Origin of the sequence: Mesorhizobium sp. NZP2298 (genome assembly GCF_013170825.1) — a bacterium.
Taxonomy (GTDB): Bacteria; Pseudomonadota; Alphaproteobacteria; order Rhizobiales; family Rhizobiaceae; genus Mesorhizobium.
Map to the genome: position 1 here is coordinate 203,075 of NZ_CP033365.1, position 26,527 is coordinate 229,601.

At 63.4% G+C, this 26,527-nt stretch carries 23 protein-coding genes; 17 read left to right on the forward strand and 6 right to left on the reverse strand.

Features of this window, described 5'->3' with window-relative positions; genetic code table 11:
• The first annotated feature begins 143 nt into the window (after positions 1-143).
• The 8 genes from EB231_RS00950 to EB231_RS00985 all read left to right on the forward strand — a co-directional run bounded on the left by EB231_RS00950 (position 144) and on the right by EB231_RS00985 (position 10,474).
• A complete protein-coding gene (locus EB231_RS00950; protein ID WP_172347197.1) occupies positions 144-947 on the forward strand; it encodes a glycosyltransferase family 25 protein in 804 nt (267 codons plus the stop codon).
• 226 nt (positions 948-1,173) lie between these two features.
• Positions 1,174-1,980: a glycosyltransferase family 25 protein gene (locus EB231_RS00955; RefSeq protein WP_172347198.1), complete on the forward strand. Its 807-nt coding sequence runs from the start codon at positions 1,174-1,176 to the stop codon at positions 1,978-1,980.
• Positions 1,977-2,774 carry a glycosyltransferase family 25 protein gene (locus EB231_RS00960; protein WP_172347199.1) on the forward strand — a complete coding sequence of 266 codons (798 nt, stop codon included), beginning with the start codon at positions 1,977-1,979 and terminating at the stop codon, positions 2,772-2,774. The genes EB231_RS00955 and EB231_RS00960 overlap by 4 nt, the downstream gene beginning before the upstream one ends.
• A 164-nt stretch (positions 2,775-2,938) precedes the next feature.
• Positions 2,939-5,740: a [protein-PII] uridylyltransferase gene (locus EB231_RS00965; RefSeq protein WP_172347200.1), complete on the forward strand. Its 2,802-nt coding sequence runs from the start codon at positions 2,939-2,941 to the stop codon at positions 5,738-5,740.
• 172 nt (positions 5,741-5,912) lie between these two features.
• A complete protein-coding gene (gene murJ / locus EB231_RS00970; RefSeq protein ID WP_172347201.1) occupies positions 5,913-7,511 on the forward strand; it encodes a murein biosynthesis integral membrane protein MurJ in 1,599 nt (532 codons plus the stop codon).
• A gap of 453 nt (positions 7,512-7,964) precedes the next feature.
• Positions 7,965-9,032 (forward strand): tryptophan--tRNA ligase, encoded by a 1,068-nt coding sequence (trpS, locus tag EB231_RS00975; RefSeq protein ID WP_140769925.1) that lies wholly within the window; start codon positions 7,965-7,967, stop codon positions 9,030-9,032.
• Between the two features lie 104 nt (positions 9,033-9,136).
• On the forward strand, positions 9,137-9,628 hold the full coding sequence (locus EB231_RS00980) for a universal stress protein (RefSeq protein ID WP_172347202.1): 492 nt from the start codon (positions 9,137-9,139) through the stop codon (positions 9,626-9,628).
• 276 nt (positions 9,629-9,904) lie between these two features.
• A complete protein-coding gene (locus EB231_RS00985) occupies positions 9,905-10,474 on the forward strand; it encodes a NifU family protein (protein WP_056570395.1) in 570 nt (189 codons plus the stop codon).
• A 163-nt stretch (positions 10,475-10,637) separates the two neighbouring features.
• Here EB231_RS00985 and EB231_RS00990 read toward each other — a convergent pair whose 3' ends face one another.
• A complete protein-coding gene (locus tag EB231_RS00990) occupies positions 10,638-11,255 on the reverse strand; it encodes a L,D-transpeptidase (RefSeq protein ID WP_172347203.1) in 618 nt (205 codons plus the stop codon).
• Positions 11,256-11,482: 227 nt separating this feature from the next.
• On the opposite strand from EB231_RS00990, the gene cueR reads away from it, so the two are divergent.
• Both cueR and EB231_RS01000 read left to right on the forward strand, forming a co-directional pair.
• The gene (cueR, locus tag EB231_RS00995; RefSeq protein ID WP_172347204.1) at positions 11,483-11,896 is read left to right on the forward strand and encodes a Cu(I)-responsive transcriptional regulator; all 414 of its coding nucleotides are present in this window, start codon (positions 11,483-11,485) and stop codon (positions 11,894-11,896) included.
• Positions 11,897-12,548: 652 nt separating this feature from the next.
• On the forward strand, positions 12,549-13,049 hold the full coding sequence (locus tag EB231_RS01000) for an MmcB family DNA repair protein (protein ID WP_172347205.1): 501 nt from the start codon (positions 12,549-12,551) through the stop codon (positions 13,047-13,049).
• A gap of 29 nt (positions 13,050-13,078) precedes the next feature.
• Here the strand turns inward: EB231_RS01000 and nhaA are convergent, their stop codons facing one another.
• The 5 genes from nhaA to EB231_RS01025 all read right to left on the reverse strand — a co-directional run bounded on the left by nhaA (position 13,079) and on the right by EB231_RS01025 (position 19,787).
• Positions 13,079-14,272, reverse strand: coding sequence for a Na+/H+ antiporter NhaA (nhaA, locus tag EB231_RS01005; protein WP_172347206.1), 1,194 nt, complete (start codon positions 14,270-14,272; stop codon positions 13,079-13,081).
• Positions 14,273-14,301: 29 nt separating this feature from the next.
• The gene (locus tag EB231_RS01010) at positions 14,302-14,865 is read right to left on the reverse strand and encodes an ActR/PrrA/RegA family redox response regulator transcription factor (RefSeq protein ID WP_010913121.1); all 564 of its coding nucleotides are present in this window, start codon (positions 14,863-14,865) and stop codon (positions 14,302-14,304) included.
• A gap of 64 nt (positions 14,866-14,929) precedes the next feature.
• Positions 14,930-16,261 carry an ActS/PrrB/RegB family redox-sensitive histidine kinase gene (locus EB231_RS01015; protein ID WP_172347207.1) on the reverse strand — a complete coding sequence of 444 codons (1,332 nt, stop codon included), beginning with the start codon at positions 16,259-16,261 and terminating at the stop codon, positions 14,930-14,932.
• Between the two features lie 118 nt (positions 16,262-16,379).
• Entirely contained in the window at positions 16,380-18,839 is a 2,460-nt protein-coding gene (hrpB, locus tag EB231_RS01020) for an ATP-dependent helicase HrpB (protein WP_172347208.1), read from the reverse strand.
• 57 nt (positions 18,840-18,896) lie between these two features.
• Positions 18,897-19,787, reverse strand: coding sequence for a DMT family transporter (locus EB231_RS01025; protein ID WP_172347209.1), 891 nt, complete (start codon positions 19,785-19,787; stop codon positions 18,897-18,899).
• Positions 19,788-19,814: 27 nt separating this feature from the next.
• Between EB231_RS01025 and EB231_RS01030 the strand changes: the two genes are divergently transcribed.
• From EB231_RS01030 to EB231_RS01060, 7 genes are all read left to right on the forward strand, one after another.
• Positions 19,815-20,513 carry a PIG-L deacetylase family protein gene (locus EB231_RS01030; protein ID WP_172347210.1) on the forward strand — a complete coding sequence of 233 codons (699 nt, stop codon included), beginning with the start codon at positions 19,815-19,817 and terminating at the stop codon, positions 20,511-20,513.
• 234 nt (positions 20,514-20,747) lie between these two features.
• On the forward strand, positions 20,748-22,079 hold the full coding sequence (locus tag EB231_RS01035) for an ABC transporter substrate-binding protein (protein WP_172347211.1): 1,332 nt from the start codon (positions 20,748-20,750) through the stop codon (positions 22,077-22,079).
• Positions 22,080-22,298: 219 nt separating this feature from the next.
• Positions 22,299-23,246 carry a carbohydrate ABC transporter permease gene (locus EB231_RS01040; protein WP_027040434.1) on the forward strand — a complete coding sequence of 316 codons (948 nt, stop codon included), beginning with the start codon at positions 22,299-22,301 and terminating at the stop codon, positions 23,244-23,246.
• Positions 23,243-24,193, forward strand: a complete 951-nt coding sequence (locus tag EB231_RS01045; protein ID WP_096453068.1) for a carbohydrate ABC transporter permease — start codon at positions 23,243-23,245, stop codon at positions 24,191-24,193. Before EB231_RS01040 ends, EB231_RS01045 begins: the two co-directional genes overlap by 4 nt.
• A complete protein-coding gene (locus EB231_RS01050; protein WP_172347212.1) occupies positions 24,190-24,396 on the forward strand; it encodes a hypothetical protein in 207 nt (68 codons plus the stop codon). The genes EB231_RS01045 and EB231_RS01050 overlap by 4 nt, the downstream gene beginning before the upstream one ends.
• 2 nt (positions 24,397-24,398) lie before the next feature.
• On the forward strand, positions 24,399-25,511 hold the full coding sequence (locus EB231_RS01055) for an ABC transporter ATP-binding protein (protein ID WP_172347213.1): 1,113 nt from the start codon (positions 24,399-24,401) through the stop codon (positions 25,509-25,511).
• A complete protein-coding gene (locus tag EB231_RS01060; RefSeq protein ID WP_172347214.1) occupies positions 25,504-26,517 on the forward strand; it encodes an ABC transporter ATP-binding protein in 1,014 nt (337 codons plus the stop codon). Before EB231_RS01055 ends, EB231_RS01060 begins: the two co-directional genes overlap by 8 nt.
• The last annotated feature ends 10 nt before the right edge of the window (positions 26,518-26,527 follow it).

The window sequence follows — 26,527 nt, forward strand, 5'->3', positions numbered from 1 at the left end:
GGCTGTTTTGATTTTTCGTGTTTCCAGATCCAGCCCCGGGCTGTTCGCCCCCGAAAAAACCCTCATTCCGGAGCGCGGCCTGCTAATATATATGCCGGTTATATAAGCAGATCCCTCCAACACGATGCCGATCCCGTTAAAACATGAAGTGTTTGGTCATCAATCTTGATCGGTCTCCTGACCGCCTTGCCCATATTACGGCGGAGTTTGCCCGCATCGGCATCGCCTTCGAGCGAATCGTCGCGATCGACGCGCGTGACCATCCCGACCTGATGCTGCAGCCGCAGCATGCGATGTATTCCATCCGGCGCCTGTCCCACAGCGAGATCGCCTGCATGCACAGCCATCGCGTCTGCTGGGCCATCATCGCGCAGGACGACGCCCCTTATGGCGCCGTCTTCGAGGACGACATCGTGTTTTCCGCGAAAGCCGGCGCCCTGCTTGCCGACGTGAGCTGGATTCCGGCCGATGCCGATGCCGTCAAGCTCGAGACATTCTTCATTAAAACCATGACCCAGAGGAAAAGAACCGCCGTCGGTCACGGCTTTTCCTTGGTCAGACTCCGCAGGAACCACGTCGGAACCGCCGGATACATCCTGTCGAGGCAAATGGCGCGCGACCTCCTCGACGCTACCGCACAAGCCAGCGCAGCAGCCGATGATCTCGTCTTCAATCCGGCGTTCCCGACGTCGAGCAAAAAGACGATCTACCAGCTTGTTCCCGCGCTTTGCGCACAGGACCAGTTCGTCGGCGACAGGCTGCCGAGCCTGCTTGTCGAGGAACGCGATGCGGCATGGGACGCAAGCGGGCTGACCATCAAACGCAGAAGGCCGGTCGCCGAGAAAATAAGGACAGAGACCAGACGCGTCGTCGAATGGATCATTGACTACTGCCGAATGCGGCGATACACGGTCGTTCCTTTCGATCCGCCTGAAGCAGACCGATAGACTTGTTGACCTGGAATAGAAAATTTTCCCCACTTCCCGTCGCATGTACTCCGCCAGTAATCCTGGGAATATGGGCCGGGTTTAAATCTTGGTTTTCTGATCTGGCGTAAAATATCCCCAGAAAAGATCAACAAATCATAACGTCACCTGTGCTAGAGGGCTCCTGCTGGACGGCCGTGCCGGTTCCGTGAAAGCAAGGGTTTCGTACAAAAATCGCTGGTAGAACATGAAGTGCCTGGTCATCAATCTCGATCGCTCTCCCGACCGGCTTGCCCATATGACCGCCGAATTTGCTCGCATCGGGATCGCCTTCGAGCGGGTGGTGGCAATTGACGGCAGGCAGCATCCGTATCTGGGGCTGCAACCACAGCATGCACTGCACGCCGTGCAACGCCTTTCCGGCAGCGAGATTGCTTGCCTGCACAGCCATCGCGCCTGCTGGGCCATCATCGCGCAGGACGACGCGCCCTACGGCGCCGTGTTCGAGGACGACATGGTGTTTTCGGCGAAGGCCGGTGCGCTGCTTGCCGATGCGAATTGGGTTCCGGCCGATACCGATATCGTCAAGCTCGAGACATTCTTCCACACGACCGTGATCCAGAGAGAACGGTTTTCCGTGGGCCACGGCTTTTCCATGTTCAGACTGCGCAAGAACCACATAGGAGCCGGAGGTTACCTGCTCTCCAAGCAAGCCGCCCGCGACCTTCTCCTGGCAACCGAGGAGGTCAACGTGGCAGTGGACAATCTCATTTTTGATCCCGCGTTCGCAACATCGACCGGCAAGACGATATACCAGCTCGTTCCAGCCCTGTGCGCGCAGGAACAGTTCGTTGGCGCCAAGTTGCCCAGTCTGCTTGCGCCGGAACGGGACGCCGAGTGGGTCGCCGCCGGGCTTGCGAACAAGCGCAGGAAGCCGGTCACGGCGCGAGTCAGGAGAGAGGTCCGGCGGACCGCGCGGTGGATTGCCGACTTCTGCAGGTTCCGGCGACAGATTGTCGTCCCCCTCGGCCCGATCGAGGCAAGCGACCAATGAAGCGCCTGGTCATCAATCTCGATCGGTCTCCCGAGCGGCTTGCCCACATGACAGCGGAGTTTGCCCGCATCAACATCGGGTTCGAGCGGGTCGCGGGGATCGATGCAAAGCAGCATCCCGACCTGGTGCTGCAGCCTCAGCACGCGATACACGCCATCCGGCCGCTTTCCGGCAGCGAGATCGCCTGCCTGCACAGCCATCGTGCCTGCTGGACGATCATTGCCCAAGACGATGCCCCGTACGGCGCCGTGTTCGAAGACGATATGGTCTTCTCCGGCAAGGCGGGGGCTTTGCTGGGCGATATCGGTTGGGTGCCGGCGGACGCGGATGTCGTGAAGCTCGAGACGTTCTTCTCCAGAACCGTGGTCCAGAGGAGAAGGATCGCCGCTGGAAACGGTTTTTCCGTGGTCCGGCTCCGCAAGGGCCACCCGGGGGCCGGGGGTTATCTCCTCTCGCGGCAAACGGCACGCGACTTTCTGGAGGCGACGGCGCATATCAACATAGCTGTCGATGATCTCATCTTCGACCCCATCATGTCAGCCGGCAAGACTGTCTACCAACTTGTTCCCGCCTTGTGCGCGCAGGACCAGTTCGTTGCCGACAGGCTGCCAAGCCTGCTTGATCAGGAGCGGGATGCCGCGCGGACCGCGAGTGGGCTTATGACAAGGCACAGAAAGCCGACAGCGGTGAGAATCAAGAGAGAGGCCGGACGGACCATACGGTGGATCGCCGACTTCTGCAGATTCCGACGACACATTGTCGTACCCCTCGATCCGATCGAGGCAACGGACTAGCGGTTCATCGTTTCACGGAAGCTAGGTGCTTTTCCCGAGAGGAACCGTTTCACACTTTCCTGGAGTTGCTTCAGCCCTCGCACCGGGCTGCAAGCCGGCCCCATACCCAGCGCCGCGAAAACGCGCTATAGACGCCGCCCAAAAGGCAAGGCCGACCGGTACCTATGGCGAAAATCTCCCTGAAGCTCGATGAACTGATCGATGGCGAAGCCTTGCGCCGCGAGATGACCGCGCTGACGGCCGCCACGGCCGGCGACGGTTCCGGGCAGGCCGCCCGCGCCGGTGTGCTCCAGCTTCTCAAGGCCCGGCTCGCCGAAGGCCGAAAGATCGCCGAGGCCATGCTGAGGCAAGATGGCGGCGGCAACGCCTGCGCCGAGCGGCTGTCGCATCTGATGGATGAGCTGATCCGTGCGCTCTACGATTTCGCGGCGACGCATGTATACCGGGTGAAGAACCGCTCCGTGGCCGAACGCATGGCCGTCGTCGCCGTCGGCGGCTATGGCCGCGGCACGCTGGCGCCAGGATCCGACATCGACCTCCTGTTCCTGCTGCCCTACAAGCAGACGCCGTGGGGCGAACAGACCGTCGAATACATGCTCTACATGCTGTGGGATCTGGGCTTGAAGGTCGGCCACGCCACCCGCAACATCGACGAGTGCCTCAGGCTGTCGCGCACCGACATCACCATCCGTACCTCGATCCTGGAAGCGCGCTTTCTGTGGGGCGAACGCAAGCTCTATGACGAGCTGATGCTGCGCTTCGACCACGAGGTGGTGCGAACGACCGGTCCGGAATATGTGCAGGCCAAGCTCGCCGAACGCGACGAGCGCCACGCCAAGGCCGGCGAAAGCCGCTACCTGGTCGAGCCCAATGTGAAGGACGGCAAGGGCGGCCTGCGCGACCTGCAGACGCTGTTCTGGATCGGCAAGTACTTCTACCGGGTGCGCACCGGCGAGGAACTGGTCGAAAAGGGCGTTTTCACCGGGGCCGAGTACCGGGAGTTCCAGAAGGCCGAGGACTTTCTGTGGGCGGTGCGCTGCCATATGCATTTCCTCACCGGCAAGGCCGAGGAGCGGCTGCATTTCGACATCCAGCGCGAGATCGCCGAGCGGCTGGGCTACACCACCCATCCCGGCCTGTCGGCGGTCGAACGCTTCATGAAGCACTACTTCCTGGTGGCCAAGGATGTCGGCGACCTGACGCGCATCTTCTGCGCCGCGCTGGAGGAGGAGCAGGCCAAGCATGTGCCGGGGTTCAACCGCATCTTCCTGACCTTCCAGCGCCGCAAGCGCAAGCTCGCCGGCACGTCGGACTTCATCGTCGACAACCACCGCATCAACATCGCCGACGATCAGGTGTTCGAACGCGATCCGGTCAATCTGCTGAGGCTGTTCTGGTTCGCCGACAAGCACGGGCTGGAGTTTCACCCCGATGCGCTGAAGCTGCTCACCCGCTCGCTCGGCCTGGTCAACAAGTCGCTGCGGCGCGACGAGGAAGCCAACCGGCTGTTCCTCGACATATTGACCTCGGACCGCAACGCCGAGCTCAACCTGCGGCGCATGAACGAGGCCGGGCTGCTGGGCCGGCTCATCCCCGATTTCGGCAAGATCGTCGCCATGATGCAGTTCTCGATGTACCACCACTACACGGTGGACGAGCACCTGATCCGCTGCATCGGCGTGCTGGCCGAGATCGAGCGCGGCGACGGCGAGAAGATCCATCCGCTGTCGCATTCGCTGATGCCGGGCCTGAAGAAGAGCCGCGAGGCGCTCTATGTCGCCGTGCTGCTGCACGACATCGCCAAGGGCAGGCCGGAAGATCATTCCGAGGCCGGCGCGCGGATAGCGCGGCGCATCTGTCCGCATATGGGACTGTCGGCGGCGGATACGGAAACGGTCGCCTGGCTGGTCGAGAACCACCTCGTGATGTCGATGACGGCGCAGACCCGCGATCTCAACGATCGCAAGACCATCGAGGATTTTGCCTCGATCGTGCAATCGGTCGAGCGGCTGAAACTGCTTTTGATCCTCACCGTCTGCGACATTAGGGGCGTCGGCCCGGGTGTGTGGAACGGCTGGAAGGGCCAGTTGCTGCGCACGCTCTACTACGAGACCGAATTGCTCCTGACCGGCGGCTTTTCGGAAGTGTCGCGGGCACAGCGCACCGCGGCGGCGCGCGAACGCCTGGCCGAGGCGCTCGCCGACTGGCCCGACAAGGCCCGCAAGCGCTATGTCGGGCTGCATTATGAAAACTACCTGCTGACCGTGGATCTGCAGGACCAGCTTCGCCACGCCGAATTCATCCGCGAGGCGGACGCGGCCGGCAACAAGCTCGCCACCATGGTCAAGACGCACCAGTTCGAGGCGGTGACCGAAATCACCGTGCTGGCGCAGGACCATCCCCGTCTTCTCTCGGTCATTGCCGGGGCGTGCGCCGGCGCCGGCGGCAACATTGTCGACGCGCAGATCTTCACCACCTCGGACGGCCGCGCCCTGGACACGATCCTGATCTCGCGGGAATTCGACCGCGACGAGGATGAGCGGCGGCGCGCCGAGCGCGTCGGACGGCTGATCGAGGACGTGCTGTCGGGCAAGAGCTGGCTGCCGGAGATGATCGAGAAGCGCACCAAGCCAAGGCGCGGGTCCAAGGTGTTCAAGATTCCGCCGCGCGCCGAGATCCGCAACGCGCTGTCGAACCGCTTTTCCGTCGTCGAGGTCGAGGGGCTCGACCGCCCGGGCCTGCTGTCGGAGATCACCGGCACGCTGTCCGACCTGTCGCTCGATATCGCATCGGCGCACATCACAACCTTCGGCGAGAAGGTCATCGACACCTTCTATGTCACCGACCTCACCGGCCAGAAGATCGACAGCCCGGCCCGCATCGCCACGATCCGCAACCGGCTGATGGCGACACTTGAAGGCATCGCGCCCGAACGCGGCGGCAAGGCCAAGGCGGCCGCCGAGTGACTGCCATCCCCACCTTGTCCCAATCCCTAGGGCTGTTCACCGTTTCACGGAAACGACGAAACGCTCTAACTCTTTGTTTTAACACAATTCCCAAGGGCAAAGCGCCATGCGCTTTGCCCGGGAAAACCGCTCACACTTTTCCCGGAATTGCTCCAAGGCAGTCTTCAAACGCATGAGCCTCGTCAAGAAATTCGCTACCGTCGCTTCCGGCACGCTGATGAGCCGCGCGCTCGGTTTTGGCCGCGAGATGCTGATGGCGGCGGCACTCGGCACCGGTCCAGTCGCCGACGCCTTCAACGCCGCTTTCCAGTTTCCCAACACCTTTCGCCGGCTGTTCGCCGAAGGCGCCTTCAACGCCGCCTTCGTGCCGCTGTTCGCCAAGGAGATCGAGACGCATGGCACGGACGGCGCCAAGCGTTTCTCCGAGGAAGTGTTCGGCGTTCTGTTCTCGGCGCTGCTGGTGCTGACCATCGCCATGGAACTGGCGATGCCACTGATCGTACGCTACCTGGTGGCCCCAGGCTTCGCCGACACGCCGGGCAAGTTCGAGACGACCGTCCGGCTCGCGACGATCATGTTCCCCTACCTGATCTGCATGTCGCTCGCGGCCATGATGGCGGGCATGCTGAATTCCCTGCGCCGCTATTTCGCCGCGGCGGTCGCGCCCGCTTTCCTCAACATCATCCTGATCAGCGTGCTTGGCTACGCCTGGTATCATGGGCTGGACGCACATGCTGTCGGGTTCAGCCTGTCGTGGGGCGTTCTGGCGGCGGGCATCGTGCAACTCGCCATTGTCTGGGTGGCGGTGCGCAACGCCGGCATCTCGATCGGCTTCCGCCGGCCGAAGATGACGCCGAACGTGAAACGCCTTCTGATCCTGGCGCTGCCGGCGGCGATAACCGGCGGCATCACCCAGATCAACCAGTTGATCGGCACCGCGATCGCCTCGGCGCAGGACAGTGCCGTCTCCTCGCTCGCCTATGCCGACCGCGTCTATCAGCTGCCGCTCGGTGTCGTCGGCGTCGCGGTGGCAATCGTGCTTCTGCCGGAACTGTCGCGGGCGCTGAAATCAGGCAATCTCATCGAGGCCGCCAACCTGCAGAACCGCTCCGTCGAGTTCACCTTGTTCATGACCTTGCCGGCGGCCGCCGCACTCTGGGTGATGTCGGAGCCGATCGTGCGGCTGGTCTATGAGCGCGGCGCCTTTGCCGCCAACCATTCGACGCCCACGGTGGCGGCGATCCTGGCGATCTTCGGCTTGGGCCTGCCGGCCTTCGTGCTGATCAAGGCCTTCACCCCGGGCTATTTCGCCCGCGAGGACACGCGCACGCCGATGATCTTCGCCGCGATCTCGGTGGCGGTGAACGTCGCCACCGCGCTGACGCTGTTCCCAAGGATGGGCGCACCCGGCATTGCGGTCGCCTCGGCCGTGGCCGGCTGGGTCAACGCGCTGATGCTGCTTGCGGTGCTGATCCGGCGCGGCCACTGGGGCCGCGACGTGCCGCTCCTGAAGCGCATTCCCCGCCTGGTTCTGTCGGCGGCGGTAATGGCGGTGGCGCTGTATTTCGCCGAGCATTGGCTGGCCGTCAGGCTCGGCCCCGGTTCGCCGCTGGTCGTCAAGGCAACGACGCTGCTGACGTTGGTGGCCGGCGGCGCGCTGCTCTATTTCGTCACCGCCTTTGCCACAGGCGGCGCCGATTTCGGCATGATCCGGCGCAATGTCAAACGCAAGGGACCACCGGCGCCTAAGGAACAGTCTCCAGACCAGTAAGCCGGACGGTGGCGATGTCGCCGGCAAGCATCAGTCTTCTCCAGACACAATTCGTCGTAGATTTGGCGCGGCAGTGGCTCGCGTGCCTGTTTGCTTAGCTCGATCCCGAATTCTGACCGAAGCCGCGCCGCCGTCTCCCGCGGTGTCTCGCGGTCGCGTCGGCGCTTGAGCGCTTCCTCGTCGTCAACGGTCACGGGCATCCTATTTCTCACCAGGATCGTATGAAATACACGTGCCACCATATCATACACGTCGATGTCGGCACGGACCTGTCAGACGGGGAAAGGCGCAACAAGCGCGGCGCCCGACAACATCGAACAAACAATTCAGCTGAGGCAATGGCCGTGCGGGTTCTCCTGCCTCTTGATCGTCTCCACACTCTCGTTCATAAGCGCGCCGTCGAAAGACTTTCGCCGCGCGCGAAACGGCCCTCCACAAGCCATGAGGAAACCCATGTCCGCCTTCAAGCCTCTCGTCTTCTCCGGTGTCCAGCCGACCGGCAATCTGCATCTCGGCAACTATCTCGGCGCCATCAAGAAATTCGTCGCCCTGCAGGACACGTCCGACTGCATCTACTGCGTCGTCGACCTGCATTCGCTGACCGCGCAACTCGTGCATGACGACCTTGCCGACCAGACGCGGTCGATCACCGCCGCCTTCCTTGCCTCCGGCATCGACCCCAAGAAGCACATCGTCTTCAACCAGTCGCGGGTGATGCAGCACGCCGAGCTTGCCTGGATCTTCAATTGCGTCGCGCGCATCGGCTGGATGAACAAGATGACGCAGTTCAAGGACAAGGCCGGCAAGGACCGCGAGAATGCCTCGCTGGGCCTGCTTGCCTACCCGTCCCTGATGGCTGCCGACATCCTGCTCTACCGCGCCACGCATGTGCCGGTGGGAGAGGACCAGAAGCAGCATCTTGAACTGACCCGCGACATCGCCCAGAAATTCAACAATGACTTTTCGAGCCGCATCGCCAGCCTTGGCGTCGGCGTCGAGATGCAGGTTGGCGAGGAGACGGTGAACGGCTTCTTCCCGATCACCGAACCGGTCATCGGCGGCCCGGCGGCACGCATCATGAGCCTGCGCGATGGGTCGAAGAAGATGTCGAAGTCAGACCCGTCGGACCTGTCGCGTATCAATCTGACGGACGATGCCGACACCATCTCGAAGAAGATCCGGAAGGCCAAGACTGATCCGGAAGCCTTGCCGAGCGAGGTCGACGGGCTGGAAAGCCGGCCGGAAGCGGAAAACCTGGTCGGCATCTATGCCGGCCTGGCCGAGATTTCGAAGGCCGACGTGCTCAAGGAATTCGGCGGCCAGCAGTTTTCGGTGTTCAAGCCGGCGCTGGCCGACCTCGCGGTGGAGAAGCTGGCGCCGATCGCCGGCGAGATGCGCCGCATCCAGGGTGACCGCGCCTATGTCGACGCGGTGCTCAGGGATGGCGGCGAACGCGCCGGCGTGCTCGCCGAAACGACCATGAAGACGGTGCGCGACATTATAGGCCTGCTGCAGGGCTGATCCCGGCGTCGGTGCACGGCATCAACACTGGCACAAGGCCGGCCGCTTGCGGCCGGTCGAAGCGGGTGGCAGATTGCGGTCGAAAACACATCGAGTAGATAGACATGGTCTCCAAACGCCTTAGCCGCGAAGCCGGTCATCGCAGGAAATTCCTGACGATCATCGACGACACGCCCGAGTGCGAACGCGCCGTCGCCTACGCCTCGAAGCGGGCGCTGAGCACCAACGGCACGCTGGTGCTGCTCTATGTCATCGTACCGGACGATTTCCAGCACTGGCTGGGCGTCGAGAAGATCATGCGCGAGGAGGCGACCGCAACGGCGCGCGCGGCCCTCGACGGCTATGCCAACAAGGTGCGCCAGAAGCTCGGCATCGAGCCGGAAATGGTGGTGCGCGAAGGCAAGCCGACGGAAGAGATCCACAAGCTGATCGAGGAAGACCAGGATATCGCCATCCTGGTGCTGGCGGCCGGCGCCGGCAAGGAAGGGCCGGGACCGCTGGTCGGTGCCGTTGCCGGCAAGGGTGCGGCCTTCCCTATTCCGGTCACGGTCGTGCCACAAAACCTTTCGGACGAGGAGATCGACAGCCTCGCTTGAGATGTATTGATATTCAGGTGATGCCGGCCTGCGAATGGCAGCTTCCTGCGCTTCCGGTGCTCACGTACTTCAAGTACGCTCCGCTCCGGTTCTCGGAAACCACCATTCTCGACTCGGCCTGACCTGAATCTCAACACATCTCCCGTGAGTGCACGGTGAGCAAAAACATTCCGCCAGCCAGCCGTTCGGGCGACGCGTTTCGCTTGAATATCCAGCCAATAGAGCCTATTTAGAACTATTCCAAACTAGATGCCCGAAATGGGCACGGAGACGGCCATGTTCATCCAGACCGAATCGACGCCCAATCCTGCGACGCTGAAATTCCTGCCCGGCAAGGAAGTGCTCCTGGAAGGTACCGCCGATTTTCGCGATGCCGATAGCGCAGCCACGGCCTCGCCGCTGGCCGGCCGGCTGTTCGAAATCCCCGGCGTCACCGGCGTCTTCTTCGGCTACGACTTCATCACCGTGACCAAGGACGGCCCCGACTGGCAGCATCTGAAGCCGGCGATCCTCGGCGCCATCATGGAGCATTTCATGTCCGGTGCGCCTGTCATGGCCAAGACCGGCCCGGCCGCGGAGACCAGCCAGACCGGCGAATTCTATGACAAGGCGGACGAGGAACTCGTCATCACCATCAAGGAACTGCTCGACACACGAGTACGCCCGGCAGTGGCCCAGGACGGTGGCGACATCACCTTCCGCGGCTTCGAGAACGGCACAGTGTTCCTGCATATGAAGGGCGCCTGCGCCGGTTGCCCGTCATCGACGGCGACGCTGAAGCACGGCATCCAGAATCTGCTTCGCCATTTTGTGCCCGAAGTGCAGCAGGTCGAGCAGGTCGCCTGATACTTCCCGCGCCGCCGCTTCGGCCTGCGAGCGCGACTTGGAACATCCTGTTCGTGAATAACAAAAAACCGGGCCGAATTGCCCGGTTTTCTGTTTGGGACGTCCGTTGTTGCCTAGACGGTCCGCGCACGAAAGGTTTGACCTGATCCGGAGATCAGGATGCCTACATCACGATGACCTTGGCGCCGACCGAGGCGCGGTCATAGAGATCGATAATGTCCTGGTTCATCAGCCGGATACAGCCAGACGACATCGCCTTGCCGATCGAATTCCATTCCGGGCTGCCGTGCAGGCGGTAACCCATGTCGCCGCCCTTGTTGAAGAGATACATGGCGCGCGCGCCGAGCGGGTTCTTGAGGCCCGGTTCCATGCCGTTGGCGAACTTGGCCAGTTCCGGCTGGCGCTTGATCATTTCACGGGGCGGCGTCCAGGTCGGCCATTCGCGCTTCAGCGCGATATGAGCGGTGCCATGCCACTCGAAGCCCTCGCGGCCAACGCCGATGCCGTAACGGATCGCGCGGCCATCGCCCTCGACGAAATAGAGGAACTTGTTCTGCGTATCGACGATGATTGTGCCTGGCTTTTCCTTGGTGTCGTAGTTCACTTCCTGTCGGTGATACTGCCTCGGCACTTTTTCGATCGGGATGCGCGGCAGCTGGTAGCCAGCGTCGGTCACCGCGCCGTAGTCGTTTGAGAAAATCTGCCCGCCGATGGTGCTGCAACCGGCGATAGCAGTGGACAGCGCCAATGCGGCAATAATTGCAAGCGACTTCATGCGCATGTGATGATCCGGTGCCCTGCCCAAACGCCAGCGGCACGAGTCGGCCGCTTTCTCACCATCATTCATGCTGGCATTTGCTTTGCTTGCCAAGCACACGATGCCTATATCCGTGGCCTTACCTGCTGGTAAGCGTATCAGTATGGCATTTCGGCAACAGCCTTCACCAGATTGTGAAGTAAATTCAATGGGCCTGAACCGCGCGGGCCATAAGATCGAGGATCTCCGCCATGAATGTCGGCGACGCCGCCCACCGTTCAGGACTGCCGGCCAAGACCATCCGCTACTATGAGGAGATCGGCCTGATCGCGCCCGCGCGTGCCGCCAACGGCTACCGTGATTATTCCGGCGACGACGTGCACCGGCTGGCTTTCCTGCGCCGCGCGCGCAACCTCGGCTTTTCCATCGACGATTGCCGTCAGTTGATGGCACTCTACCGGGATCGCGGCCGCGCCAGCGCCGATGTGCGCGAGATCGCGTCCGCCCATGTCAGGGCAATCGAGGAGAAGGTGCGCGAACTGCAATCCATGCGCTCGACGCTGCAGAAGCTGATCCATGCCTGCCATGGCGATGACAGGCCGGACTGCCCGATCCTGGATGACATGGCGGGGACGGCGGCGGGAGCCGACCAGGCGTTCGGCTGACCCTTCGAAGAGTTCCGGCACCACGCGCAAACGCTGAACTATGCCGCGGGGCTTCGTCTCGGCGTGCTCGCAACGCCCGACGCCCTGATCTATATTCATGGCGGCTATAGTCGCCTTCACGTGGTCCGGCTTTCCATCGGCCACCCCATTGGATGCCATCGTACGCAATCTGCTCGCCACGGATCGGTCGAACCAGGGACTTCAACGCTATTTGCGCTTACTAATATATGTAGGTTAATCCACGCGGGGATAATCATACCCAACGCCAAACCGCAATGGCCGGCGCAGCCCCCTATAAACCCAAAGCCAGACTGCGCCGGCCATTCCGCCAGCCATCTTCCCTTACGTCAGTCCTTATATGCTGAATAACTAAAGTAATGGAACGTCCAATGGACATTGACGGAACCAAAACGGTAACGTCAGACCTTTGCTTTTCTGGCGCAAGACTTTAGTCCTGCCGTCCTATGGTTAGGATCGGAAGTTGATCGAGGCGACATAGGGCCGTCTCGCAGCAGGTCAATACCAGACTGCACTTGACCGGCTTATGGCGCGATCGCGGAAGGTCGCTCATGGTCCAACGGGTCTGTCAAATATACAATCGCCCGGCACAAACGGGTTCAAACCGTGAACAGAATCTGGCATGGTGCTTGTCATGCCAATCATCTCTCCCATCGCAATCAACCCTCTCATCGACGGTCGCCAGTCGGAACACGCCATGCTGGTGCGGCGTGGCGTGCAGCGGCTGCTCATGGAAATGGGCGCGCATGTGCTGCCTGAACTGTCGCTGGCCACCGGCCGCCGCGCCGACCTCGTGGCACTGACCCGCCAGGGCGATATCTGGATCATCGAGATCAAATCCTCGATCGAGGATTTCAGGGTCGACCGCAAATGGCCGGACTACCGGCTGCATTCCGACCGCTTCTTCTTCGCCACCCATCCCGGCGTGCCGGCCGAGATATTTCCGGACGAGTGCGGCTTCATCCTGTCCGACGGCTACGGCGCCGAAATCATGCGCGATGCGCCGGAGCACCGCATGGCGGCGGCGACGCGCAAGGCGCTGATGCTGCGGATTGCGCGCGCCGGTGCCTCGCGGCTGTTGGCGGCGGAACTGGCCGGCGTCTCGGTGCCGGTGCTGGAGGGGGAGAGCGAGTAGTTCGCGGGCCTGCGCGGCATCTGCCGCCGCTACTCTTCACCGCCCTCCGCTCCAGCAGCAGGCGCCATCAGCAGTACGGCGGCGCCGAGGACGGCGGCGATGAAGGAGCCGGCGAGAATGCCGACCTTGACCGCGTCCTGCAGGGCCACGTCCCCGGCGAAGGCAAGCAGGCCGATGAACAGGCTCATGGTGAACCCGATGCCGCAGAGCAGCGAGATGCCGAGCATGTGTGACCAGCCGGCATGGGCCGGCAGGTCGGCCAGGCCAAGCCTTATGGCAAGCGCGGACGAGCCGAGCACACCGACGAGCTTGCCGACCACCAGGCCGGCGGCGACACCCAGCGTCAACGGCTCGATCAGCGCGCCAAGGCTAAGGACGGCGAGCGAAACGCCGGCATTGGCAAAACCGAAAATGGGGATGATGACGAAGGGCACGATGCTGTGCAGGCCATGCTCAAGCCGGTGCAGCGGCGAATGGTCGAGGTCGTGGCCGATCCCGGCCGAGCGTTCGAGCGGGATGGTCAGCGCCAAGGCGACGCCGGCAAGCGTGGCGTGGACACCCGATTTCAGCACCAGCACCCACAGGATGGCGCCGAGCACGAGATAGGGCACCAGCGTCATCACCCGCATGCGGTTGAGCACGACGAGCACGGCAATGACGGCGAAGGCGGCGCCGAGATAGGCCAGCGACAGGCCGCTGGTGTAGAAGATGGCGATGATGATGACGGCGCCGAGGTCGTCGATGATGGCGAGCGCGGTGAGAAAAACCTTCAGCGAGGCCGGCACACGGCTGCCGAGCAGCGACAGCACGCCGAGCGCGAAAGCGATGTCGGTGGCGGTCGGGATCGCCCAACCGGGCAGTGCGGCTGAATTGTTGCGGTTGATGGCGACATAGACCAGTGCCGGAACCAGCATGCCGCCCGCCGCAGCGATGCCAGGCAGGACGCGGCGCGGCCAGCTGGAAAGCTGGCCGTCCAGCATCTCGCGCTTGATCTCCAGCCCGACGAGCAGGAAGAACACCGCCATCAGCCCGTCATTGATCCAGTGCGAGACGCTGAGCGGGCCGAGATAGGCGTGGAGCACGGAGAAATAGGTTCCCGACAGCGGCGAATTGGCGACGATCAGGGCAAGGGCCGCCGCCGCCATCAGGATGATGCCGCCGGCCGCTTCGCTATCGAGAAATTCGCGGAAGACGGAAACCGGCCGCTGCTTCAAATCCTGCATGTCGCCTCCGATGTCACCCGACCTGCCGATTAGCGCGGTGCGCGCTTGGCGAGTATCCGCTGCAGCGTGCGGCGATGCATGTTGAGCCGGCGCGCGGTCTCGGAGACGTTGCGCTCGCACATTTCGTAGACGCGCTGGATGTGCTCCCAGCGAACGCGGTCGGCCGACATCGGGTTCTCCGGGGGCGCGGCGCGCTCGCCCGAGGTGCGGGTGAGGGCGGCAAAGATGTCGTCGGCGTCGGCCGGCTTCGACAGATAGTCGACGGCACCGAGCTTCACGGCGGTCACCGCGGTGGCGATGTTGCCGTAGCCGGTCAGGATGATGGTGCGGGAGTCCTCGCGCTTCTCGCGGATGGCGGCGACCACGTCGAGGCCGTTGCCGTCGCCGAGCCGCATGTCGACCACGGCGTAAGCCGGCGGATTGGCCCGGGCCTTGCCCACGGCCTCCTCGACGCTCTCGGCGGTCTCGACCACGAAGCCCCTGGTTTCCATGGCGCGGGCCAGACGGGTGAGGAACGGCTTGTCGTCATCGACGATCAAAAGCGAGGTGTCTTCGCCTTCAACCATTGCGCCAATATTTTCATCGCCTGTCATTGTCTTGAAAATTCCTGCTGCCTTAATTTTACGCAGATATAGTTTTGCGCCGCTATTGTCCAACTTATGCAATGTCAAACATGGTGGCAGGGGCCGTTTCCGGGTTCAGGAAGACTGTTCTCGGCCACGAAATCTGCACCACCGCCCCCTCGCCGAGGCCGCTTGAATTGCGGAAATCCAGCGCGGCACCCGAGCGTTCAAGCAGTGTCTTGGCAATGAACAGGCCAAGCCCAAGGCCTCCGCCGGCCTCGGTGCCCTGGCGCGTCGACATATAGGGCTCGCCGATGCGATCGATGATCTCTGGTGGAAAACCAGGTCCGTCGTCGATGATCGAAAAGGTGACGGTCGCCTCGTCCCAGCTCCAGCGCACGGTGACGCTCTTGCGGGCGAAATCGACGGCGTTCTCGACCAGATTGCCAAGACCATAGATGACGCCCGGATTGCGGCGCCCGACCGGCTCGGGCCCGGTGCGCTCGCCGGGGCGAAGCTTGATCGAGATGCCGAAGTCGCGATGCGGCGCGGTGACCTCCTCGACCAGCGAGGTCAGCGGCAAGCGGGAAAGATGCGCCTCACCCTCGGACGACAGGCTGGTCAGACGCTTGAGGATTTCGCGGCAGCGCTCGCTCTGCGAGCGCAGCAGCTTCACGTCTTCCCCGTATTTCGGGTCGCTGCCGAGCGCTCTTTCCATCTCCTTGGCGACAAGCGTGATGGTGGCGAGCGGCGTGCCAAGCTCATGCGCGGCGGCCGCCGCCAAGCCGTCGAGTGCCGAAAGGTGCTGCTCGCGCTGCAGCACCAGTTCGGTGGCGGCAAGCGCATTGGCCAGAAGCCGGGCTTCGGCTGCCACCCGGAAGGCATACATGGCCGTGAAGGCGATCGAGGACAGCACCGCCATCCACATGCCTGCGACATAGATGAAGGGCATCACCAGCGGCGCGCCTTCATACCAGGGCAGCGGCAGATGGATGAAAACCAGCAAGGTCGCCGCTATCATCACCAGCCCGCCGAGAATGGCGGTCAGGCGCAAGGGCAGCGACGTCGCCGAAATGACGACGGGCACCGTCATCAGCAGCGAGAACGGATTGGTCAGGCCGCCGGTCATGTAGAGCAGGCCGGCAAGCTGCAGGCTATCGAAGATCAGGATGCCGAAAGCGGCAAACGGGGTGAGCCGGTGCGCGGCCGGAAAGCGGAACGCCAGGAACAGGTTCATCCAGGCCGAACAGGCGATCAGCGCGAAGCACAGGCTGACCGGCAGCGGGAATTTCAGGCCATAGGCGACGACGAGCACCGTTACGCTCTGGCCGACAATGGCAAGCCAGCGCAGCCGGATCAGCGTATTGAGACGCAGCCTCTGGCTTTGCTGGAAATCGGGCGCACGCAAAACATTGATCATGGCCATGGATTACAGCCGCAGAGCGCCCAAGGCTAGGTCCGCTCCAATCCGATGGAGTCGGATTGCAGCTCTACTTCTGGTTTGAGCATGATCTTTTCCAAAAACCGGTTCCCACTTTTTGGGATCATGCTCGCGGTTTAGCGCGGGCGGTAGCGGCGGCGAGCAGCGGATTCTCCGGCCAGACATGCTTGGGATAGCGGCCGCGCATGTCGGCGCGTACATCGGTCCAGGAGCCGCGCCAGAAGCCGGGCAGGTCGCGTGTCGTCTGGATCGGCCGGTGCGCCGGCGACAACAGTTCGAGCGTCAGCGGCACCGTGCCGTTGGCGATCGAGGGATGGCGGTCGAGGCCGAACAGCTCCTGCACGCGAACCGCCAGCACCGGCCATTCGCCGTCATAGCGGATCGGCACATGGCTGCCCGACGGCGCGTCGAAATGCGTTGGCGCCAGGGTATCGACCTTGCGCTGGAGGTCGTGCGGCACGAGCGAGGCAAGGCCGGCCGAAACAACCCCGGAATCGACGGCGGCCAGGGACGCGGCGCCCGACAGGAACGGCAGCAGCCAGTCGTCAAGGCGCTCGATCAGCGCGTCATCCGACATATCGGGCCAGGGCGCTCCGAGGCCGCGATGCAACCAGGACAGCCGTTGGCGCAGCGTCTCGGCCGCCTTGCTCCAGGTTAGTAGCGACAGCCCATGCTCGCGCAAGGCGTCGAGAATGGCATGGTCGGCGTCGGCGCCTGAAGGAGCGGGCAGCATGCGCTCCGCGAGCGTGATGGCGCCCAGGCGAACGGTCTCGCGCACCCGCACGGCGCGCCGGTCGCGATCGAAGCTCGTTTGCCGGCGCGTTTCGATCCGGTCGGCCAGCGTGGCGCGGATGTCGTCCTCGCCGATTGCGGCCGCCGCGGCGATGCGCGCGTTCTGCGCCTTGCCCTGCAGGTCGGCGACGACCAGGAACGGCTCGCCCGCCAGAGGGTCGGCGGCATCGAGCATGGCGCCGGAACCATTGGCCAGCACGAAGCGTCCGCGCTCGCCGCGCGCCTTGGCGACGCGATCCGGCCAGGCGTGGATGAGCAGGGGACCAGCAGGAACAGCCGCGCTGTCCTTCGCGCCGCTCGCCTGTCTTGCCAACCGCTCCGCTAGCTGCCGCGCGGCGACGGCGCGCGGCGATCGTTCAGCGCGAAAGCGCATCAGCCGCCGTTCGAGGTCGGCGCCGTCGCCACCAAGGCCGCGTTCGGTCAGCAGCACGGCCAATATAGCCGCCTCGCCGGCATGGCCGCCCTTCGCCGCCTCGGCGACCATATGCGCCAGCCGCACCGGCAGAGCGAGCTTGCGCATGGCCATGCCCGCTTCCGTGAGGCGGCCTGCCTCATCGATGGCGTCCAGCGCGCGCAGCAGCACCCTCGCCTCGTTGAGCGCCGGCGCGGGCGGCGGATCGAGGAAGGCGAGCGCCGTCGGATCGGCGACACCGAAGGCGGCGCAGTCGAGCAGCAGGCCCGACAGATCCGCCTCGAGGATTTCCGGCGGCGTGAAAGCGGGAAGCGCCGCCGTCTGTTCGGCGCGCCACAGCCGGATGGCGACGCCGGCTTGCGTGCGCCCGGCGCGGCCGGCGCGCTGATCTGCGGAAGCCTTGCTGACGCGCACGGTCTCCAGCCGCGTCAGGCCGCTCGCCGGCTCGTAACGCGGCAGCCGCGACAGGCCGGAATCGATGACGACGCGCACGCCGTCGATGGTGATCGAGGTTTCGGCGATGGAAGTTGCCAGCACCACCTTGCGGCGACCGGGCGGCGCTGGCTTGATCGCGGCGTCCTGCGCCTTGCCGTCGAGCTGGCCATGGAGCGGGACGATGTCGGTGTCGGCGCCGACCTTGCCGGCCAGCCGCTCGGCGGTGCGCTCGATCTCGCGCTGGCCGGGCAGGAAAGCAAGCACGCTGCCGCTTTCGCCGGTGAGCGCCGAGCGGATCGCCTTGGCCATGGCATCCTCGATCGGGATACCGGCCGGCCGTTCGTCGTAGCGGATATCGACGGGGAAGGCGCGGCCCTCGCTTTCGATCACCGGCGCGCGCGACAGAAGCTTGCCGACGCGGGCGCCGTCGAGCGTCGCCGACATAACAACCAGGCGCAGATCCGGCCGCAGCGCACCTTGCACATCGAGTGCCAGGGCAAGGCCGAAATCACCGTCGAGCGAACGCTCGTGGAATTCGTCGAAAATGACCGCCGAGACACCGGGCAGTTCGGGATCGTCGAGGATCATGCGTGCCAGCACGCCCTCGGTGACGACCAGGATCCTGGTCCGGGCCGAGGTGCGGTTCTCCATCCGCATGGCATAGCCGACCGTGCCGCCGGGCTCCTCGCTCAGCAATTCGGCCATGCGCCGCGCGGCAGCGCGGGCGGCGAGCCGGCGCGGTTCGAGCAGAACGATCCGGCCGGTTCCCAGCCAGGACGCGTCCAGCAGCGCCAAGGGCACCAGCGTCGTCTTGCCGGCGCCGGGCGGCGCCACCAGCACGGCGCTGTTGCCATTGCCAAGCGCTTCGCCGAGCGCCGGCAACACAGCTGTGACCGGAAGCTCCGGCAACGGTTTCGTCTTCATCGCGCCCGCATATCAGCGGTCCCGGCCGCCGTGCAACTTTATCGCGCTAACGCCTGGTCAAAGGCGGGTGCGCGAAAACGGGTTCCAGCGCACCGTGCCGAGCCTCACCTCCTCGCGCACCATCGTCAGCAGGCCGGAGGCGCCGACAACCGCGAGGCCGACCAGCGATAGCCAATCGGGATATTCCTGGAAGAACAACGCGCCGAGGATGACCGCCCACACGATCTGCGAATAATGCGTCGGCGCGATCCGGTTGGCGGGCGCGTATTTGGCCGCCAGGAGCTGCATGAGCTGCCCGCCGGCGGTGAAGGCGCCGGCCATCGCCAGCCAGACAAGCTGCATGGCGTTCGGCAATGTGAAGGAGCTGACGGCGGCGCCAGCTCCGTTGAACAGCAGGCCATAGCCGACAAGCACGCCGAGCATCGATGTGCGCTTCTCCTGCTGGGCGAGCGAGCGCAGCAGGATAACACTGGCCGCGGCGAGAAAGGCGTTCACGAAGGCGGCCAGATGGCCGAGGTTCAATTCGCGGAAACCCGGTCGCACCACCAGCATCACCCCGGCAAAGCCGGCGACAACCGCCAGCCATCGCCAGGGACCAACCTTTTCCTTCAGGATGACGGTGGACAGGATGGTGACCAGCAAAGGCGCCAGGAAGATCAGCGCGTAGACTTCGGCAAGGGGAATGTGAGTGAAGGCATAGACGCTGAGCACGCCCGACGCGATGCCGGCCAGGGCCCGCGCCTGCACGGCCCATGGCCGCTTCATGCGCCAGAAATCGCGCCAGCGTTCACCCGCGGGGCGGCTGAAGAACAGGAAACAGCCGGCGAACAAGGTGGAGAAGAAGCCGATCTCGAAGACGGTGAACTGTCCGCCCAGGCTCTTGATCACGGCATCGCTGCCCGAATAGCTTGCATAGGCGATCAGGGCGAGCAGGATTCCGTTCGGCACGTTTTTCCATTTCCGGGAGAGAGTAGCGTGAGAATACTGGCGCTCGGTGCGCATCCGGACGACATCGAGATCTTCATGTTCGGTACGATGGCCGCCTATGCGGCGCAAGGCGCAGAACTCACTTTTGCCGTGGCCACGGATGGTGCCAGGGGCGGCAAGAGCGATGCCGCGGTCCTCGCGCGTGTCCGCCGTGGGGAAGCAACGGCGGCGGCGGCGCTGCTTGGCGCGGCACCGCGCTTCCTCGACTTTCCCGATGGCGAACTGGTGGCCGATGCGGCGCTGATCGGTGCGCTGAAGGCGCTTGTACGCGAGACCGGGCCGGACCTGGTCTTCACGCACGCGCCCAACGACTATCACGCCGACCATCGCGCGCTGTCGGACGGCGTGCGCATCGCTGCCTCGTTCGCGGTTCCTGTGCTGCATGCCGACACGATGGGCGGCACCGGATTCTCGCCGACGCACTATGTCGATGTTTCCGCCCATCGGGATGTCAAGACGCAAGCGATCCGCGCGCACCGCTCGCAACGGCCGGAGCAATATGTCGACCGGGCGCGCATCCAGAATGAATTCCGCGCCGGCCAGTGCAACGGCCTCCCCGGTTCACTGGCCGAGGCCTTTCGTTTCGAGCCGACATTTCCCTTCGCCGACATACGCGCCTTGCTGCCGCCCGCGCCGCCGGTCCGGCCGGTGACGCCACAGCCCTACGTCATCGGCGAGGCCAACTGAGCGGCTGCCGGAAAAACCATCCGGCGGTCATTTCCCAACGATTTCAATCACCCGTTTCGTCATGCTGCGGCGCAGCAACGAATTCGCTTGCCTTGTTTAGTAAAAATTGCATCACTAAACAAATTACTAAACATACGCGGTGCCGAGACGCCGCCATGTTTGGGCCTCTGAGGAGAGAGGTTTGAGGGCTCTTGAAACCGTCATCCGGGCGCGTTTCGCAAATGGGAGGAAGACATGAAATCGAGCTTGAAAATGGCGTTGGGACTGGCCTCGGCGGTGGTTGCGTCGACAGCTGTCTCGAACGTCGCGCACGCTGAAGACCTGACGTTGTGCTGGGCCGCATGGGACCCGGCAAACGCGCTTGTCGAACTGTCCAAGGATTTCACCAAGGAAACCGGCATCGGCATGAAATTCGAATTCGTGCCGTGGACCAACTATGCCGACCGCTTCCTCAACGAGCTGAACTCGCACGGCAAATTGTGCGACCTGATCATCGGCGACAGCCAGTGGATCGGCGGCGCGGCCGAGAACGGCCACTACGTCAAGCTGAACGACTTCTTCGACAAGGAGAAGATCAGCATGGACGACTTCGTGCCGGCAACGGTCGTCGGTTACTCCGAATGGCCGAAGAACACGCCGAACTACTGGGCGCTGCCGGCCATGGGCGACGTCGTCGGCTGGACCTATCGCAAGGACTGGTTCTCCAAGCCCGAGCTGCAGAAGGAATTCAAGGAAAAGTATGGCTGGGATCTCGGCCCACCCACCACCTTCGACCAGTTGAAGCAGATCGCCGAATTCTTCCAGAAGCGGCAGATCGACGGCAAGACCGTCTATGGCGCCTCGATCTACACCGAGCGTGGTTCGGAAGGCATCACCATGGGCGCCATGGACGTGCTCTACAGCTACGGCTTCCAGTATGAGAACCCGAAGAAGCCCTACGAGATGGAAGGCTTCGTCAATTCGGCCGACTCGGTCAAAGGACTGGAATTCTACAAGTCGCTTTACGACTGCTGCACCCCTCCGGGCGCATCGAACAGCTACATGGGTGAAGGCGTCGATGCCTTCAAATCCGGTCAGGTGGCGATGCACATGAACTTCGCCTTCACCTGGCCAGGCCTGCAGAAGGACGAGAATGTCGGCGGCGACAAGATCGGCTATTTCGTCAATCCCAAGGGTCCCGGCGGCGCCCAGTTCGCGCAGCTTGGCGGCCAGGGCATTTCGGTGGTGTCCTATTCCGACAAGCAGGAATCGGCGCTGAAGTACATCAAGTGGTTCGCCAACAAGGATGTGCAGGCCAAGTGGTGGTCCCTCGGCGGCTATTCCTGCTTGAACGCCGTGGTGAAGGATCCGAAGTTCCCGGCCAGCCAGCCCTATGCGCAGACCTTCCTCGACTCGATGGCCATCGTGAAGGATTTCTGGGCCGAGCCAAGCTACGCGCCGCTGCTGCAGGCCTCGCAGAAGCGCTTCCATGACTATGTCGTTGCCGGCCAGGGCTCCGCCAAGGATGCGCTCGACGGCCTGGTCAAGGACTGGACCCAGGTCTTCCAGGACGATGGCAAAATGTAACCGGCTCCTCCCGAGCTAGGACCCAGAGCCGGATGATTTCGGGTCGAACAGACCTGAAATCATCCGCTCCGGACCAAAGAGAGAGAGCATGATGTCGTCCGAAAACCGCTTCACACTTTTCGGCATCATGCCCCTGGTCCCGTGCCGCCCTTGGCACGGGACGCAGTTCAGATAAATTCCATGACAGAGACGACCCAAGTGACCGAAGCAGGACTGACCATGCTCAATCGGACCGCGGAGAACGTTGCCCGGGCGACCCCGGAACCGTTGGCCCGCAAGGTCCGTGGCATCAGCGACAAGGGCCTCGCCTGGCTGTTCATCTCGCCGACGATCCTGTTGCTGCTGGCCATCAACATCTTCCCGCTGTTCTGGGCGATCTATCTGTCGTTCACCAATTACCGGGCCAACCGGCCGAACGAGGTGGTGAAGAACCTCGGCTTTGCCAACTACCAGCGCATTCTCGGCGACCAGGACATCTGGATCGCCATGCAGACGACGGCGCATTTCGTGTTCTGGACCATCCTGTTGCAGACGCTGATCGGCTTCACGCTGGCCTGGCTGATCGACCGGAAGTTCCGTGGCCACGCCTTCTGGACGACGCTGATCCTGGTGCCGATGATGCTGTCGCCGGCGGTGGTCGGCAATTTCTGGCGCTTCCTCTACGAGCCGCAGATCGGCCTGTTCTCTTATGTCATCTCCTTCGTCAGCGGTATTCCACCGACAAGCATACAGATGCTCTCCAATGTCTCGCTGGCGCCGTGGTCGATCATCATCGTCGACACCTGGATGTGGACGCCCTACGTGATGCTGATCTGCCTCGCCGGCCTGCGCTCCATCCCTGAATACATCTACGAGGCGGCCGAGGTCGACCGCGCCTCCAACTGGCGGCAGTTCTGGTCGATCACGCTGCCGATGGCGCTGCCCTTCATCATGCTGGCGGTGCTGTTTCGCGGCATCGAGAACTTCAAGATGTTCGACATGGTCAATCTCTTGACCGGCGGCGGGCCGGGGTCGACCACCGAGGTCGCCTCGATCACGCTGAAGCGGCAGGCTTTCGAGAGCTGGCGTACCGGCTATTCCTCGGCTTTCGCCATCATCCTGTTCGTGGCGGTGTTCGGCCTCGCCAACATCTACGTCAAGGCGCTCAACAAGGTGAAGCAGAGATGAGCCTGACCACAGCCCATTCGGTCGTCGCCCCCTCGGCCAACTCGAAGCGCATCGCCGGCGCGATCATCATCGCCTATGCGCTGATCTCGATCGTGCCGCTGTTGTGGATCTTCGCCACCAGCTTCAAGACGCCGCCGGATTCGATCGCCTATCCGCCGAAGCTGCTGTTCCAGCCGAGCCTCGAAGGCTACTGCAATCTGTTCACGACGCGGACGCGGCAGACGCCGGAATACATCAACTCGCTGGGCCCGGCGACCGGCTTCTGCGACGAGACCACGCGCAAGCGCAACATGGTGATCGCCGGCCCATCCAACTTCCTGCCCCGCTTCGTCAATTCGTTGATCATCGCCTTCGGCTCGACCTTCTGTGCGGTCTTTCTCGGCACGCTGTCGGCCTATGGCTTCTCGCGCTTCAAGGTGCCGCTCGCCGACGACCTCCTGTTCTTCATCCTGTCGACGCGCTTCATGCCGCCGATCGCGGTCGCGATTCCCATCTACCTGATGTACCGCGAGCTTGGCCTGTCGGACACGGCGCTTGGCATGATCCTGCTCTACACGGCGGTCAACGTGTCGCTGGCGGTATGGCTGTTGAAAGGCTTCATCGACGAGATCCCGCGCGAATATGAAGAGGCGGCGATGATCGACGGCTACACGCGGCTGCAGGCATTCTGGCGCACCGTGCTGCCGCAGGCGACGACCGGCATTGCCGCGACCGCCATCTTCTGCCTGATCTTCGCCTGGAACGAATATGCCTTCGCCGCACTGCTGACATCGGGCACGGCGCAGACCGCGCCGCCCTTCATCCCGACCATCATCGGCGAAGGCGGCCAGGACTGGCCGGCGGTGGCGGCCGGCACGACCATCTTCCTGGTGCCTATCCTGGTTTTCACCATCCTGCTTCGCAAGCAATTGCTGCGCGGCATCACCTTCGGCGCGGTGCGCAAATGAGCATGACCAAACCAGCCAAACGCAAATCGCGCTGGCCGGCCTGGGCCCGGCGCGGCGTGATGGAAAACATCGCGACGGCACTGATCGCCATCGGCTTCCTGATGTTGTTCCAGCCCTTCGTGCTGTCGCTCTACACCTACTCCTTCATCACCATGCTAGCCGGCACCGTGATGTTCATCATCGTCTCGAAGTTTCCGGAATAACCATGGCCGAAATTCGCGTCCAGCACCTGAGAAAGGCCTTCGGCGATTTCGTCGCCGTGCAGGATTCCAACTTCGTCGTCGAGGATGGCGAGTTCTTCGTCATGCTTGGGCCGTCGGGCTGCGGCAAAACGACGACCTTGCGCATGATTGCAGGGTTGGAACTGCCGACTGGCGGCCAGATCCTCCTCGGCGGCGACGACGTCACCATGCTGCGGGCACGCGAGCGCGACATCGCCTTCGTCTTCCAGCTGTTCGCGCTCTATCCGCACATGAATGTGCGCAAGAACATCGGCTTTCCGCTGCTGGCACAAGGCATGCCGTCGGCCGAAATTCGCAGCCGCGTCGAGGAGACGGCAAAGCTCCTGCGCATCGACCATCTGCTCAACAAATCCGTTTCCGGCCTTGCCGGCGGCGACCGCCAGCGCGTGGCGCTCGGCCGCGCCATCGTGCGGCGGCCGAAGTGCTTCCTGATGGACGAGCCGCTCGGCACGCTCGACACGGAATTCCGCGACCTGATGGTCCATGAATTGCGCGAACTGCACAACCGCATCCACGCCACCACGGTGTATGTCACGCATGACCAGATGGAGGCGATGTCGATGGCCGACAAGATCGCTGTCATGAACCACGGCGTCATCGAGCAGTTCGGCAGTCCGCGCGAAATCTACGACCGACCGGCAACCATGTTCGTCGCCGACTTCATCGGCTCGCCGCCGATGAACTTTCTGGGCTTCGGCGGCGGGCTCGCCAAGGGCACCAAGGAAATCGTCGTCCAGGGTGCGAAGGTCACGGTACCGGAAGTGCGCGAGGACATTGCGCCAGCCGACATGGCGCTCGGCATCCGGCCTGAACACATCCGCTTCGACGATGCCTCGAAACTGCGCGGCGCCATCTACGGCACTGAATATCTCGGCACCACCCAGATCGTCGCGGTGGAAACGGCGGACGGCATCATCAAGGCGCGCGTGCCAGCCGAAATCCGGCTCAACGCCGGCGATCATGTCGGCCTGGCCTTGAACAGCGCGCGGCTGTCGCTGTTCGACAAGGACTCCGGCCGGGCGGTGAGAACCGCGATCCACGATACCGCCTCTCAGGGGAGAGCGCAGCATGGCTGACGTGCATATCAAGAACGTGACCAAGAGCTTCGGCGAACATGTCGCCGTCGACGGTCTCGACCTGCACATCGCCGATGGCGAATTCGTCGTGCTGCTCGGACCGACCGGAGCCGGCAAGACGACGACGCTGCGGCTGATCGCCGGGTTGGAGCGGCCGGACAGCGGCACGATCGAGATCGGCGGCCACAATGCGACGACACTGTCGCCGGCAGAGCGCGACACGGCCTTTGTGTTCCAACAATACTCGCTCTATCCGCATCTGTCGGTCTACGACAATCTCGCCTTCCCGCTGCGCTCGCCGGCGCGAAAGATACCGGAAGACCAGATCCGCCGGCGGGTCGAGGAAGTGGCGAAGATGGTGCGCATCCATCACAAGCTCGCCAACCGCTCAACCAAGCTGTCGGGCGGCGAAATGCAGCGCGTCGCCATAGGCCGCGCGCTGGTGCGCAAGCCGGCCATCTATCTGATGGACGAACCGCTGTCGTCGCTCGACGCCAAGCTGCGGGCGGATCTGCGGCTCGAGCTGAAGCGCATCCAGTCCGAGCTCGGCGCCACCATGCTCTATGTCACGCACGATCAGATCGAGGCGATGACCATGGCCGACCGCATCGGCATCCTCGCCGACGGCGTTCTGGTGCAGATCGGCACGCCAAGGACGATCTATTCGGAGCCCGCGAACCTGCATGTCGCGGCAAGGCTCGGCCAGCCGGCGATCAATCTTCTGCCGACCGGCTTGCTGCCCGATGGCGGCGCTCCGGCGGGCACCAAGACGATCGGCGCGCGCACCGAACATCTGACGATCGAAAAGGCCATGAATGGCCATGCCGACGGCGTCGTCGACTGGGTCGAGCATCTCGGCGACCAGAACCATCTGCATGTGACGGTGGGGCCAAAGAAACTGGTGACGCTGACCGATCCGGACACCGATCTGGCGCAAGGCGACAAGGTTATGATCCGCTATCGCTCGCCGCTCTATTTCGGCGCCGACGGACAACGGTTGATGTGAAAGGAGTCCG

Excerpts from the sequence above, each read along its gene's own strand:
- EB231_RS00950 (WP_172347197.1), top strand. The coding sequence starts at position 144 with ATGAAGTGTTTGGTCATCAATCTTGATCGGTCTCCTGACCGCCTTGCC.
- EB231_RS00955 (WP_172347198.1), top strand. The coding sequence starts at position 1,174 with ATGAAGTGCCTGGTCATCAATCTCGATCGCTCTCCCGACCGGCTTGCC.
- EB231_RS00960 (WP_172347199.1), top strand. The coding sequence starts at position 1,977 with ATGAAGCGCCTGGTCATCAATCTCGATCGGTCTCCCGAGCGGCTTGCC.
- EB231_RS00965 (WP_172347200.1), top strand. The coding sequence starts at position 2,939 with ATGGCGAAAATCTCCCTGAAGCTCGATGAACTGATCGATGGCGAAGCC.
- murJ (WP_172347201.1), top strand. The coding sequence starts at position 5,913 with ATGAGCCTCGTCAAGAAATTCGCTACCGTCGCTTCCGGCACGCTGATG.
- trpS (WP_140769925.1), top strand. The coding sequence starts at position 7,965 with ATGTCCGCCTTCAAGCCTCTCGTCTTCTCCGGTGTCCAGCCGACCGGC.
- EB231_RS00980 (WP_172347202.1), top strand. The coding sequence starts at position 9,137 with ATGGTCTCCAAACGCCTTAGCCGCGAAGCCGGTCATCGCAGGAAATTC.
- EB231_RS00985 (WP_056570395.1), top strand. The coding sequence starts at position 9,905 with ATGTTCATCCAGACCGAATCGACGCCCAATCCTGCGACGCTGAAATTC.
- EB231_RS00990 (WP_172347203.1), bottom strand. The coding sequence starts at position 11,255 with ATGCGCATGAAGTCGCTTGCAATTATTGCCGCATTGGCGCTGTCCACT.
- cueR (WP_172347204.1), top strand. The coding sequence starts at position 11,483 with ATGAATGTCGGCGACGCCGCCCACCGTTCAGGACTGCCGGCCAAGACC.
- EB231_RS01000 (WP_172347205.1), top strand. The coding sequence starts at position 12,549 with ATGCCAATCATCTCTCCCATCGCAATCAACCCTCTCATCGACGGTCGC.
- nhaA (WP_172347206.1), bottom strand. The coding sequence starts at position 14,272 with ATGCAGGATTTGAAGCAGCGGCCGGTTTCCGTCTTCCGCGAATTTCTC.
- EB231_RS01010 (WP_010913121.1), bottom strand. The coding sequence starts at position 14,865 with ATGACAGGCGATGAAAATATTGGCGCAATGGTTGAAGGCGAAGACACC.
- EB231_RS01015 (WP_172347207.1), bottom strand. The coding sequence starts at position 16,261 with ATGGCCATGATCAATGTTTTGCGTGCGCCCGATTTCCAGCAAAGCCAG.
- hrpB (WP_172347208.1), bottom strand. The coding sequence starts at position 18,839 with ATGAAGACGAAACCGTTGCCGGAGCTTCCGGTCACAGCTGTGTTGCCG.
- EB231_RS01035 (WP_172347211.1), top strand. The coding sequence starts at position 20,748 with ATGAAATCGAGCTTGAAAATGGCGTTGGGACTGGCCTCGGCGGTGGTT.
- EB231_RS01040 (WP_027040434.1), top strand. The coding sequence starts at position 22,299 with ATGCTCAATCGGACCGCGGAGAACGTTGCCCGGGCGACCCCGGAACCG.
- EB231_RS01045 (WP_096453068.1), top strand. The coding sequence starts at position 23,243 with ATGAGCCTGACCACAGCCCATTCGGTCGTCGCCCCCTCGGCCAACTCG.
- EB231_RS01050 (WP_172347212.1), top strand. The coding sequence starts at position 24,190 with ATGAGCATGACCAAACCAGCCAAACGCAAATCGCGCTGGCCGGCCTGG.
- EB231_RS01055 (WP_172347213.1), top strand. The coding sequence starts at position 24,399 with ATGGCCGAAATTCGCGTCCAGCACCTGAGAAAGGCCTTCGGCGATTTC.
- EB231_RS01060 (WP_172347214.1), top strand. The coding sequence starts at position 25,504 with ATGGCTGACGTGCATATCAAGAACGTGACCAAGAGCTTCGGCGAACAT.